Consider the following 12,926-nt stretch of genomic DNA (forward strand, 5'->3'; position numbering starts at 1 on the left):
GCTTTTGCTGGAAATGCTCTAGTGCTCTGACAATTTGAAATTTATACGGTGGCCAACGCCACGAATTCCGCAACGTTGAGCGTCTCGGCGCGGCGGGTTCCGTCAATACCGGTTTTTTCCAGCAATTGCGCGCCGCCAACCGGCTTGAGGCTCTGACGCAGCATCTTGCGGCGCTGACCGAATGCGGCTTGCGTTATCTGGCCCAGCCTTGCCGCGCGGCAAGGCAAAGGCTCCTCGCGTGGTACGATATGCACGACCGACGACGTGACCTTGGGGGGCGGCGTGAATGCCTGCGGCGGTACGTCGAATAGGATTCTCGCCTGCGCGCGCCATCCCGCCAGCACGCCCAACCGCCCATAATGGGTGCTTCCGGGCGCCGCTACGATGCGTTCGGCGACTTCCCTTTGAAACATCAGCGTCATGGATGCATAGAAAGGTGGCCATGGCTCGGTCAGCAACCAGTTGAGCAGTAATTGCGTGCCGACATTGTAGGGCAGATTGGCAATGATACGCGGCTTTGGCCCATCAGGGAAAAGTGCTGCAAAATCCTGCTCAAGTGCATCGCCTGCAATGATCCGCAGCCGTCCCGGATAATAGGCTTCGATTTCCGCCAGAGCGTCAAGGCAGCGTTCGTCCCGTTCGATCGCCGTCACATAAGCGCCTTGTGCGAGAAGGGCGCGGGTGAGCCCGCCTGGACCGGGGCCGACCTCGATTACCGGCTGATCCTGAAGGTTGCCCGCCTGTCGGGCGATTTTGGAGGTCAGATTCAGATCGAACAGAAAATTCTGGCCCAGTGATTTTTTTGGCATCAAATCATGCTGTTCGATGACCTCGCGTAGCGGGGGGAGACTATCGATGCTCATGATCTGTGCCCCGCGGTGTTTTCCGCCAGCTTGTCCGCAAGGCGGATGGAAGAAATCAGGCTATCCGGTCGTGCAATGCCCTTGCCTGCAATATCGAAAGCGGTGCCGTGGTCGGGTGAAGTCCGGATGAAAGGCAGGCCAAGTGTTACATTGACGGTTTCGTCAAAGGCCAGCGCCTTGGCGGGAATCAGCGCCTGATCGTGATACATGCAAATAGCGACATCATAAGTGGCGCGCGCTGGCGCATGAAACATCGTGTCCGCTGGCAGCGGACCCCAGGCATTGATGCCTTCGCGCTGTAACTCTTCGATGGCTGGACGGATGATGGCGTCATCCTCCTTGCCGAGTGCGCCGCCTTCGCCCGCATGGGGATTAAGACCGGAAATCGCAAGGCGAGGGGAGGCAATACCAAAACGCTCTTTCAGTTCCCGTGCGGTGATGCGCGAGACCTCAAGGATAGCCTGTCTGGTGAGGGCCGATGACACCTGCGCCAGGGGAATATGGATCGTCACCGGTACAGCGCGCAGTTGCGGTCCAGCAAGCATCATGATGGGGGTGACGGTCCGGCCCAGATAACCGCTTGCCAGTTCCGCAAGGAATTCTGTATGGCCGGGGTGGCAAAAGCCCGCCTCATAGAGCGGCTTCTTGGCAATCGGGCAAGTGACGACTGCCGAAGATTCACCGCGCAATGTCAGGGCTACGGCCCGTTCGATCGCCTCTATGGTTCCGGCTGCGTTTTCCGGCAATGGCGTGCCGGGGCTTTCTTTATGGCTGTTGGCAAGCGGCAAGACCGGAAGTTGCTGCGTTAAAATTTGGGTAGCTTCCGATGCTGTGTTTATGGTGTAAATTGGCACTTCGAGGCCAAGATGACGCGCCCGTGCAGCCAACTGATCCGGATCTGCGATCAGCATAAAAGGCGGCAGCGCAAGTTCAGCACGCTTCAACCATGCCGTGAGCGCAACATCAGGCCCGATGCCCGAAGGGTCGCCAATGCTAACGGCGAGCGGAAGAACAGGCTGGGCGCTCATTGGGTTTCTCGGCTGGTCAGGAGCAAGGAGGTGTCGACCTCCATTCATAGATCTGAAATAACGCTGCGCGGTTCCGGCAGCATATATTAGCGATTTACAATGGTGGCCTTCTCACGAAGTTCCTGCAAGTATTTCTTGCTCATATCCTCGGCCTTTTTTTCCTGTCCGGCTTCGGAATCTATGCCTTCCATGGAGAAGACGAGCTGGGCGACACGGTCGTCCGATACCTGACGGGTTCCGCAAACGGCGAGGAACTCGACGCCCTTTTCCGTATCATGTGGCGGCGTGGTGCGGTTGACGCCGGTGGCCTTGACGTCCTTGGACCATTCGCCTGGAAGCTGTTGCTCGATGATGCGGCCAAGATCGCGCACAGTAACGTCGATTATGCCCTTGGCCTGCTGGCGAGTATTGTCGCAAGTCTGGAAGCGCGAGCGCAGGGCATTCGCCTCCTGACGGCGCTTGGCAAGTGTGCCGGGGGAGCGTTTGGCAGCAGGAACGACAAAGATGACCTGTTGCAAGTGGTATTCGGTGGCGACAGGTTTTTTGCCGCCATCCTTGAGCATGCGCTGCACGGCTTCCTGCTCGCTGATCATCCCGGAGGAACGGAAACGCGTGCTCACGAGCCGCCCCCATCCCATCTGGACCATGATGAATTTCTTGAAGTGATCGGGTGTGATTCCAGCTTGATTCATGAGCTGGTTAAGCTGCGTCACGCTCATCTTGTTGCGCGTCGCAAAACCCGCATAGGCCTGATCCACTTCCTGATCGGAAATATTGATGCCGCGCGTTTTCATCTCCACGCGCTTGAGCATTTCGTCCGTCAATTCCTGCCGAGCGGTCTGGTTGAGATTGCCGCCCTTGCGTTGTAGTTTGAGAAAAGCCACGCGGCGCTGGATATCGCCCGTGGTGATTGCATTGCCGGAAACAATGATCTTGACCTCTGTCCCGCCGCTCGCCGCGAAAGCCGGGCTAAGTGTCGCAGTCGTTCCAAGCGCCGTCAGGCACACCGCAGCGCCCAGCATGGAGGCGAAAAGAGGTCTTGCAAACATCATCTTTCTTTCCCGATTCCTTCAGGTCGGCAAATACGAGGCTTTACCGGATGTGTTTAGTTCTGGTTGGTCGATGCCACACTATTATTATAGGCCGGATACGTCGAAAACCAACCCTGTCTTGATGCTTGTATAGATTAGCCAGTGCGGCGAAACAATGACCCTTTGGTATTTTACCAGTACAGGAAAGGCGACCTCAACGAGAGAAAGATCGGTCACAATGGATTATGCCCGCTCTTTCAGGTATCAGAATGTCGAGGTGCTGCTGCCTATATCGCCAAGCGTGCGGAACGATATATTGAAGCCGATACTATGCGATGCTTTGTCTTCGCCCGGATTGCGGGTCTGGACGTAGGCCATTGAATAGGTGAAGCATTCATCATCATAGGCAAGCCCTGACGAGGCGCGCACGAGTGTATCGGACACAAGATCGTAGGTGCCAGAACCGAACACGCTCCAGTTTGTATTGATCCGCGCCGTGGCCGAACCCGAGACTTCCTGCCTGAGTTCGGCATAGCCATAAGCGGGCTGCGGCGCGATGTAGGCATATTGGGCCGAGACAGTCAGCTTCTTCCAGCTTTGCCGTGCTTCCAGTTCGCCGCGCTTGACGTCCAGATTCTCTTTGTCGAAACGTCCGCGTGCCGCCAGCGCAAGGCCGGTCGAATTCGATGTGCCGATCATGGCGACATAGTCGGAACGCGCGCCTTCCAGACCGGAATCAGCACCAATATTGAGGAAGTCGCCGGAGCCGTAGGAGTTTACACCGCCCAACTGGAACGATTGCCCGCCAAGCGCGTAAAGTGCCCAGTCGCTATTGTTGAAATTGCCGGAATAGCGCAGGCCGAGATTGGCGCGTGTACCGCCTTCTACACGGTCATAACCGGCGAACTTGTCGCGCGAAAACAGGTTCGTCGCATCAAAAACGAAGCTCTGCGCATCTTCATTGGGGAGTTCGCCCGCATAGCGTTCATTATTGCGCATATATAGCTGTGCGATCGGCTCCAGAATATGCGTGGCGCTGGTGCTTGAGAATAGGATCGGCCAACGGAGTTCCAGCCCGGCTGTCGCCATGCCGCGGAATGCTTCGGAACGTACCGAATCCGCTGCAAACCCGGCAAGGCTCGGATCGAAATTTGTATTGGCGCCAATTACATCGCCGCGCAGCGCCAGCAATGGCGTAATCACCAGACCCGCCGGGGTGATGAAGGTACGCTTCCATTCCGCTTCATTGGTCAGCCGCATATTGGTGCCGCTGAAACCGGGGATGCGGGGATAGGGATTTGGTCTGTCTACCCAATTTCCATTCTCGTCCCTGACCCGGACAAACGGATCTGTATGATTGGCGTTCTTGCGGTAGAGAACCTGCAAATTGGTATTGAAGCTCAGTTCGCCGCCATAAACGGAATTGGGCAGGGTGTAGGAATAATCGAGGCTTGGGAAAACCCACGGCTGGCGCGAATGCATTTCATTCGGATGGTCAGGCAGATAGGATTCCTGCACATTGAAGCGATAGAAATTCAGGTCGAAATAATTGCGATTATTAACGCCGGTCAGATAAATCTTGGAGACTTGCGTTTGTCCGCTATAGCCTGCCAGATCATAGGTGCGGCTGAAATTGCGATCAGTCTGGGCCATCACGTCCCAGCCGAAACGCCAGCGCGAATTGATCGCGAAATCACCCTTCGAGGACACCATGCCGCGATTGTCTTCTTCACGGTCGATCGTGTTGAGGTCGAATTCTCCCGGCTTGTTCTGGTGAATGCCGGCGATGCGCAGATTATAGGTGCCGTTTTCAAGACGGTGGCGCCATTCCGCTTCCGTTAGGAAACCCTGCTTGGTGTAAGCCGTCGTCGAAAGTGTTACGTCGTAATTGGGTGCAAGCGCCCAGAAATAGGAATTCTTGATGCCGAAGCCCAGATCGTCTTTATAGGCGAAGCCGGGAAACAGAAAACCACTTTTGCGCTTGACTGTCGGATCGGCCATCTCGAAGGCGGGAAAATAGGCCAGCGGCATGCCGAAAAGCTCAAAACGCCCCCGCTCGAAGCGAACGGTTTTAGTTGTGCTGTTCCAGATGATCTTGCGGGCCTTGATCCGCCAGAGCACTGGCTTGTCAGGGTTTTTCTTGCAGGCTTCGCAGGCGGTATAGACGCCGTTGTTGAAGGTTGTGATCTCGCCATTGCTGCGCTCTGCGCTTTCAGCAGCAAAGCGTGTATTATCGGTCGTCTCGACGCGCAGGCCATTGATGAAGCCATCGCGGAAACTGTCGGTTACATCAAGATGGTCGGAGTAGATCTTGTTGCCATCGCGCTCGACGATTTCAACATTACCGCTCGCCGTCATGCGCCGCGTCTGCTGGTTATAGGTCACACGATCTGCAACGAGGCGATTGCCGTCATATTCGATGCGCACCTTGCCCTGAGCGGTGACGACATTCACATCGCGGTCATAGACAAGCTCATCCGCCTGCAAGATCATGCGCGCATTCGGATCGCTCTGATAATCGGTGCCAAGCGCATCCTGCGCCTGGACTGGCGAGGGGGCAATTGCGACAGCAATGAAAGGCGAAGCAAGGACGCATGCCATCGCAGTCCCGCGGGCAAACCACGAGAGTGCATGGGGCAGCACCATGCGGGCGTTACTCAAACCCACTAACCATCCTCCTTATGCAACAAAAAGGAGACACCAAAGAATGTCGCAATAACAACAGGAACCCAGGCAGCCACGAATGGCGGAACGAATCCCGCATTCCCGAATGCCTTGACCAATACCGTGACGACATAAAGCATGAAGCCCGCAATAACGCCACCCAGAATCATCGCTCCCGATTGACCAAAGCGCACAAATTTCAAAGATACCGTTGCAGCAATGAGCGTCATTGCCATCAACAGCGCAGGCAATGCCAGAAGTGACTGGTATTGCATATCAAATGCATTCGCAGAATAGCCGAAGGAGCGGGCGACTTCGATCTTGTGACGCAGTTGCGTGAAGGGAATCGTATCGGGTGAGGCCAGCTTTTCTTCCACATATTCCGGTCGCAGCTGCGTGGCGATATTCAGGCTGTCCAGCCGTACCGGCTCTTCCCCGCGTGAGAATCGGGTAACATCGGTTAGCTCCCAATGGCCTGCCTTGAGCTTGGCAATCCGTGCGTCGTAGCGCAGCTTGATGTTCTTTTTTTCATCGAACTGAATGAACGTTGCATCGGCAAGGGTCGTCCCCTGATCCAGAATGCTCTTGGCCCCAATGATCGTTTCGCCTTCGTCTGTCTTCTGGCGCAGCCATGGGTCGCGCAAGGCGGAAACATCCGTGACCTTGCCGCTTTTCCATGTCGCCGCGATCTCCTCCGCTTTGGAAAAACCATAAGCGGCAAATGGATTGAGAATAAAGATCGTCGCCAGTCCGAATAAAAGAGCGCCGAAGCATGCTGGAAGCAGGAATTGCCAGGCCGAAACCCCGACCGAACGCGCGACCACCAGCTCATATTTCCGATTGAGCGATATGAGCGTCGCCATGGCCGAAAAAAGTGCGACGAAGGGGATCATCTGCTGCATGATGAAGGGCACACGCATGGCGGAAATGCCCAAGGCGGCCCAGACCGTGTAACCGGGAAGATTGGCAAGCTTGCTCGCATTCTCGGTAAAATCGAGCAGCAGTGCCAGCGCGAAAATGCCGAGTAGAAAATAAAAGGTTATCTGCACGTAACGCAGGAAGAAATAGCGGCCAAGCGTCCAACCGATCATGCGCGGCCTCCTGCATCGCCGCGAAATCTTCCGATTGCGCGATTGTAGGTGTCGGAGATGCTGCGCCTGAGGCGGTCGAAGCCGTCCAGAAGCCGATCATTCCACTTGTCGGGAAACCCGATGCGGCGTCCCGTTGCTAGTGCAAAACCCGTCACCAGAATGACGCCGAGCGGCACAAGATACATGACGACCATATATGTTTCGTCCTTATCCGCCCGGTCGGACGAGAAATAACCTGCCCAGTAGACCAGAAGTGCCGTGCTGATTGCCGAGAATGAGGCCGATACGCGCGCTTCGCGATGCGAGCGGGAATCGCCGGCGAAAGCAAGGGCGATCATCGCGAAGACCACGGGATATAGCCATTCGGTCAGGCGGCGGTGCAACTCTGCCTTGTAACGCAATGGCCGTGTTTGCAGGATCGGATCGTTGGGATCGGGATTGAGCAGATAGGAAAGCGGACGGTCTTTCGCATAAATGACCAAGTCGTCGCCAGCTGAAGTGAATTGGCTAAGATCGAAGGCATAGGAATTGAACTTGATGATCGAGACGGTGCCGTCCGAAACGTCGCGCCGTTGTACCTCGCCATCATGCATCAGCAACATGTCGCCCGCAGGTGTGCTCGCAATCGCGCCATCGGCCGCATAATAGATCAGATCCAGTGAAGGATCACGCGAATCGGCAATGAACAGCCCGCCAATGCTGCCATCGGCGCGACGCTCGGCAATCTGGATATAGAGATTGTCGGCCAGCTTGCGAAAGCTGCCTTCCTGAACCACCACATTGAGCAGATCCGCGCTCGCATTGGCGATCATGGCGCGCATGTTCATGCGCGAATAGGGATCGACATAATTGGCGACGAGAAACGAAACCACGGAAATGACAGCGGCGAGCAGCAGGATCGGGCGCATGACGGCGCTGCGCGGCGCACCCGACGCATTGATGACGACCAGTTCGGAATCCTGGTTCATCGTCGAGAGCGTCTGCGTAATAGCGATGATCAGTGCAAACGGCATGACCAGCGGAATTGCAGACGGAATCAGCAGCGAGCTGAACTGTACGATTGTCTGAAAAGACTGGCCGCTTGTGGTGAGGAAGTCGATGCGCTGAAGCACCTGTACCGTCCATGTAATGCCCACTGCGGCACCCAGCACCGCAAAGAACATGATCGCCACGCGGCGCAGGATGTACAACTCGATCAATCTCATAGGTGGAGTCTACATCCCGGTTTCGTTGAAGAAGCCTGCCCAGAGAAAACAGTGCTCTTATTCTAACGTATAATCTAATTGCGTTTGGCTAAAATTAACCCAACAAACTTGGTTAACAGATTACTAAATATTTTCCGCCGGGGCTAGCTTTGAAGACTGTTAAAGGAATCGCGCGAATTGAAGCAACTTGTTTTTTTCCGGAACGGGAGATGTAAAACATACTCGGCAAGACCTCACGCCAGTTAACGCAAACTTGAATTTGATGCTGCGGCGCTCTTGCCGTTTTGCCATATTCGTCTCACATGAGTGAGGAAAAGTCGCGACACAATCGTGTCATCTCATTGTCTGGTCCCAGTCTGGAGTCGTTATGCCCAAACATCCTTCCATTTCTTTCAGTGAATTTTCAGCGCCGCAAAAAGGCGTAAGCATCATTTTGGTCGCCAAGGGCGGAGGGTTTGCGGACGAGGCAGCACAGGCGGTCGGCGGTGCGGATAAAATCAGGCGTATAGCTGAAATTTCAGGTTTTTCCGGCGCGCTAGGAAAGACCGCAGAAACAATTGACACGTCAGGTGAGGGCGTGGACAAGATCATTCTTGTCGGCGTCGGCGATCCGGGCGAGCTTGGCAATGACGATTGGATCAAGATCGGCGGTGCGGCTTTTTCGCGAATCGGCAAATCTGTGCGCGCGACCGTGACGCTGGCATTACCCGAAACAACTATTGCCGGTGATGAAGCTGCCGACGTGGCGTTGGGGATGCTCCTGCGCTCTTACGATTTCAATCGTTACAAGACCCGCAAGGACGAGGAAGACGGCGAGCCGAAACATGCGGCCAAGATCAATCTCTGCGTGGCGGATGTCGCAAGCGCCAAAAAGGCCCTCGAAGTCGCCGAAGCCGTGGCGGATGGCGTGTTGAAGGCGCGCGATCTGGTCAATGAACCGGCCAATATTCTTGGCCCGGTTGAATTTGCCGAAGAAGCAGAAAAGCTCGAAAAACTCGGCGTGAAGGTCGAGGTGCTCGGCGAAAAGGAAATGAAGAAGCTCGGCATGGGCTCGCTTCTTGGCGTTGCACAAGGTTCCGTGCGTCCGCCACGTCTTGTCGTGATGCAATGGCAGGGTGGCAAAGGCAAGGATCAGCCAGTGGCCTTTGTCGGCAAGGGCGTGGTTTTCGATACGGGCGGCATTTCCATCAAGCCTGCATCGGGCATGGAGGAGATGAAGGGCGATATGGGCGGGGCTGCAGCCGTCACCGGCCTGATGCGCGCGCTCGCGGGCCGCAAGGCAAAAGTCAATGTGATCGGCGTGATCGGCCTTGTCGAGAACATGCCGGACGGTAATGCGCAGCGTCCCGGCGACATCGTAACTTCCATGTCGGGCCAGACAATTGAAGTCATCAACACTGATGCGGAAGGCCGCCTCGTGCTGGCTGACGCACTTCATTACACCAATGATCGCTTCAAGCCGCGTTTCATCGTCAATCTTGCCACGTTGACCGGCGCGATCATGGTGGCGCTGGGCACACATCATGCCGGGCTGTTCTCGAACGACGATGAGCTTGCCGACCAGCTTTACGAAGCAGGGCAGGCGACGGGCGAAAAGGTATGGCGCATGCCGCTCGGTAAGGAATATGACAAGATGATCGATTCCAAATTTGCCGATATGAAAAACAGCTCCGGCCGTTACGCGGGTGCGATCACGGCGGCGCAGTTCCTCAAGCGATTTGTCGGCGAAACGCCATGGGCGCATCTGGATGTTGCCGGAACGGCGATGGGCTCGCCCGCCAATGAATACAACCAGTCATGGGCTTCGGGCTATGGCGTACGTCTTCTCGACCGCCTTGTGCGCGATCATTTCGAAAGCTGAAATCGATTCAGGAACAACAAGTTGGAGCGAGGAAGTGAATCACTTTCTTCGTTCCCCTTTATCCTGTACGGATAGGCATGGCTGAAATCCTCTTTTATCATCTGACGGAATCGACTCTCGATGAGGCTCTGCCGGGCCTTGTCGAGCGCTCGCTGGGGCGTGGCTGGCGGGTGACGATTCAGACGGTCAGCGAGGAACGACGCGACGCTCTCGATAGTCTACTCTGGACCTTTTCCGACACGTCTTTTGTGGCGCATGGGACCGACAGGGAGCCTCACTCCGAACACCAGCCCGTATTGCTCACCACGTCGCAGGCTAATCCCAATGGCGCGACGGTCCGCTTTCTTGTCGAGGGAGCGGCGCTTGAGCAGGCCGGGGATTATGAACGGCTTGTCGTCATGTTCGACGGTCACGATCAGGACCAGCTTGAGCAGGCGCGCGCGCAATGGAAAGCCTTCAAGGCGGAGAATCACGATTTGACCTATTGGCAGCAAACATCCGATCGTCGCTGGGAGCGAAAAGCCTGATGCGCGCGATTTTCGTCGCCATGATTATTGCGGGTTTCGGCCTTGCTCTGGGTTATCCGTGGTATATGCGCCATTTCACCGGCAGCGAGATTGGCCGCTGGACTATTCTCGAAAGTCGCGACAGCGGTTTCAGGACGCAGGAAATACGTCTCTCCGAAGCCGATGCGCCAGTGCGTATTTTTGTGGATGCCACGCCGCTGCCCGGTTATGTTCCGGTCGAACGCCGCTCGGCGCTGACGCTTGCCGTCAGCCGCGATGGGTTTCCGATCCTGTCCAAAGGGCTGGATTTTGTCTCAGCAAGCAGTTCCATCAATTCAGATCGCCCGCAGGATGGAAGCGTGCTGCGCCAAAGTGCAGGCGACATCGATCCGGTACTGCCGGGTCTCTATGCTTTCCGCGCCGTGCAGGGCAATACGGACGGGCTTCAGCTTTCAAAAGTGGATCTGGTACTACGCCGTGGCGCGCAGGACGCTGACGAAACTTACACGACGATCGGCCTTGTGCTCGGTGTTCTGGGTGTCTATGCGTTGATGCGAACCCGCCTGCGCCGCCCATAAAGCATTTCCAGAAAAAGTGCGAAGCGGTTTTGCGTCCGGATAATGCGTCAAAACAAAAACTTGGAGCGGTTCCGATGATTGCGTTTAAACAGGAACCGCTCATAAAGCTGAATCATGCAGACATCGCGTCTTCATATTCGGAAGACATCGCCAGCCAAGCGTCTTCCGCCTGTGCGAGAGCGGTTTTGGCGTCGCTCATCTCCTTGTTGATCTGGGCCGCTTTATGCGGTTCCTTATCATAGAGCGCGGGGTCTTCCAGCCGGCTTGCGAAACCCTGAATCTGTTTCTGCAATTTCTGGATCAACCCTTCGGTTTCCTTGATCTTTTTTTGCAATGGCGCCAGCGTTTCGCGCTTTTGTGCAGCCAGTTTGCGCTGCTCTGCCTTGGTGATCTTCGGCTCCTCATTGCGGTCTGCCGCAGGCTCTCCGCGAGCATCCGCGAGTACGATCTGGCGATATTCGTCGAGATCGCCGTCAAAGGGCTGCACGCCGCCTTCGCGCACCAGCCATAGACGCTCCATGGTGGCTTCGATTAGATGCCTGTCATGAGCGATCAGAATGACCGCGCCATTGAAATCGTTGAGCGCATGCACGAGTTCTTCGCGGCTGTCGATATCGAGATGGTTGGTCGGTTCGTCAAGAATAAGCAGATTGGGTCCATGGAAGGTCGCAAGCCCCATGAGAAGGCGTGCTTTTTCACCGCCCGACAGATCTTTGGCAGGCGTCAGCATTTTTTCGGTCGAAAGCCCCATTTGGGCTACGCGCGCGCGAACTTTCGCTTCTGTTTCGGCCGGCATCAGCTTGCGCACATGCTCGATAGCGTTGTCTTCCGGTATCAGATCGTCAAGCTGATGCTGGGCGAAAAAGGCGACCTTCAGATTGGGCGAGAGGGTCAGCTTTCCCTTTTCAGGGAGTAAACGTCCTGCGATCAGCTTGGCGAGCGTCGACTTGCCGTTGCCGTTGGAGCCGAGCAGCGCAATGCGGTCATCATTGTCGATGCGCAAGGTGAGATCATGCAGAACCGGCTTGCCCGGCATATAGCCAACATCGGTATCATCGAGCGCGATAATCGGCGAGGCGGTCTTTTTTTCGGCATCGGGAAAACGGAACGGCTGCACATTGCTTTCGACATACAGATCAATGGGCTTGAGCTTTTGCAATGCTTTCAGGCGCGATTGCGCCTGGCGCGCCTTGGTCGCCTTGGCCCGGAAACGCTCAACAAAGGATTCCATATGCTTGCGATGGGCTTCCTGCTTGGCATGTGCTTTCTGCTGGAGTTCCAGCATTTCATGCCGCTGCCGCTCGAACTGGTCATAATTGCCGCGCCAGAAGCTGATCTTCTTCTGATCGAGATGCATGATCGACGTGGTGGCCGAATTAAGCAGGTCGCGGTCGTGGCTGATGATGATGACCGTATGGGGATAACGTTTCACATAATCGACCAGCCACAACACGCCTTCAAGGTCGAGATAGTTGGTCGGCTCGTCAAGAAGCAACAGGTCAGGTTGCGCAAACAGCACCGCTGCCAACGCAACGCGCATGCGCCAGCCGCCGGAAAAAGCTGAAGCCGGTTGTCGCTGCGCCTTTGAATTGAAGCCAAGACCGGACAGAATCGCGCCTGCGCGCGCTTCCGCCGAATGGGCATCGATATCAGCAAGGCGCATGTGAATTTCCGCAATACGATGCGGGTCTGTCGCCGTCTCGGCCTCTTCGAGCAGCGCCGCGCGTTCCTTATCGGCCTTCATCACGATTTCGATGAGAGCTTCTTCCGTACCCGGAGCTTCCTGCGCGACCTGACCTATTCGCGTGTTCCTGGGAAGCGATATGTTACCTGTTTCAGGCGTAAGATCGCCGGTAATCACGCGGAACAGGGTGGATTTACCTGTGCCATTGCGACCGACAAAACCGGTCTTGGACCCTGCTGGCAGGGTCACGCTGGCATGATCGATAAGGAGGCGTCCGGCAATGCGAACGGATATGTCGTCGAGAATAAGCATGGTAAGGCTCTATCGCATGGCTGTTGGCAATTTCGCAAGGGATTGGCGGGGCGCAGCATGCAATTTCCAAAAAAGCGGAAACTTCCTGCAACTGTGCCTTGCC

10 protein-coding genes are annotated in these 12,926 nt (G+C 55.9%); 3 read left to right on the forward strand and 7 right to left on the reverse strand.

Annotated elements, in window-relative coordinates:
• Positions 1 to 41 precede the first annotated feature (41 nt).
• The 6 genes from rsmA to lptF form a co-directional block, all read right to left on the reverse strand.
• A complete protein-coding gene (gene rsmA, locus KUG47_RS04265) occupies positions 42 to 863 on the reverse strand; it encodes a 16S rRNA (adenine(1518)-N(6)/adenine(1519)-N(6))-dimethyltransferase RsmA (protein WP_217676679.1) in 822 nt (273 codons plus the stop codon).
• A complete protein-coding gene (gene pdxA / locus KUG47_RS04270; protein ID WP_217676680.1) occupies positions 860 to 1,891 on the reverse strand; it encodes a 4-hydroxythreonine-4-phosphate dehydrogenase PdxA in 1,032 nt (343 codons plus the stop codon). Before pdxA ends, rsmA begins: the two co-directional genes overlap by 4 nt.
• An 86-nt stretch (positions 1,892 to 1,977) precedes the next feature.
• Entirely contained in the window at positions 1,978 to 2,943 is a 966-nt protein-coding gene (locus tag KUG47_RS04275; protein ID WP_217676681.1) for a SurA N-terminal domain-containing protein, read from the reverse strand.
• Between the two features lie 243 nt (positions 2,944 to 3,186).
• Complete coding sequence (locus tag KUG47_RS04280) at positions 3,187 to 5,568, reverse strand: LPS-assembly protein LptD (RefSeq protein ID WP_217676980.1); 2,382 nt, start codon at positions 5,566 to 5,568, stop codon at positions 3,187 to 3,189.
• Positions 5,569 to 5,588: 20 nt separating this feature from the next.
• The gene (lptG, locus tag KUG47_RS04285; protein WP_217676682.1) at positions 5,589 to 6,677 is read right to left on the reverse strand and encodes an LPS export ABC transporter permease LptG; all 1,089 of its coding nucleotides are present in this window, start codon (positions 6,675 to 6,677) and stop codon (positions 5,589 to 5,591) included.
• Positions 6,674 to 7,882 (reverse strand): LPS export ABC transporter permease LptF, encoded by a 1,209-nt coding sequence (gene lptF / locus KUG47_RS04290; RefSeq protein ID WP_217676683.1) that lies wholly within the window; start codon positions 7,880 to 7,882, stop codon positions 6,674 to 6,676. Before lptF ends, lptG begins: the two co-directional genes overlap by 4 nt.
• A gap of 367 nt (positions 7,883 to 8,249) precedes the next feature.
• Here lptF and KUG47_RS04295 point away from each other — a divergent pair, with 367 nt between their 5' ends.
• The 3 genes from KUG47_RS04295 to bspB all read left to right on the forward strand — a co-directional run bounded on the left by KUG47_RS04295 (position 8,250) and on the right by bspB (position 10,827).
• Positions 8,250 to 9,743, forward strand: coding sequence for a leucyl aminopeptidase (locus tag KUG47_RS04295; protein WP_217676684.1), 1,494 nt, complete (start codon positions 8,250 to 8,252; stop codon positions 9,741 to 9,743).
• Positions 9,744 to 9,820: 77 nt separating this feature from the next.
• Positions 9,821 to 10,270, forward strand: a complete 450-nt coding sequence (locus KUG47_RS04300; RefSeq protein WP_217676685.1) for a DNA polymerase III subunit chi — start codon at positions 9,821 to 9,823, stop codon at positions 10,268 to 10,270.
• Positions 10,270 to 10,827 (forward strand): type IV secretion system effector BspB, encoded by a 558-nt coding sequence (gene bspB / locus KUG47_RS04305; protein ID WP_217676686.1) that lies wholly within the window; start codon positions 10,270 to 10,272, stop codon positions 10,825 to 10,827. Before KUG47_RS04300 ends, bspB begins: the two co-directional genes overlap by 1 nt.
• Positions 10,828 to 10,939: 112 nt before the next feature.
• Here bspB and KUG47_RS04310 read toward each other — a convergent pair whose 3' ends face one another.
• Complete coding sequence (locus KUG47_RS04310; RefSeq protein ID WP_217676687.1) at positions 10,940 to 12,823, reverse strand: ABC-F family ATP-binding cassette domain-containing protein; 1,884 nt, start codon at positions 12,821 to 12,823, stop codon at positions 10,940 to 10,942.
• Between the last annotated feature and the right edge of the window lie 103 nt (positions 12,824 to 12,926).

The organism is Falsochrobactrum tianjinense (assembly GCF_019100495.1).
Classification (GTDB): Bacteria; Pseudomonadota; Alphaproteobacteria; order Rhizobiales; family Rhizobiaceae; genus Brucella; species Brucella tianjinense.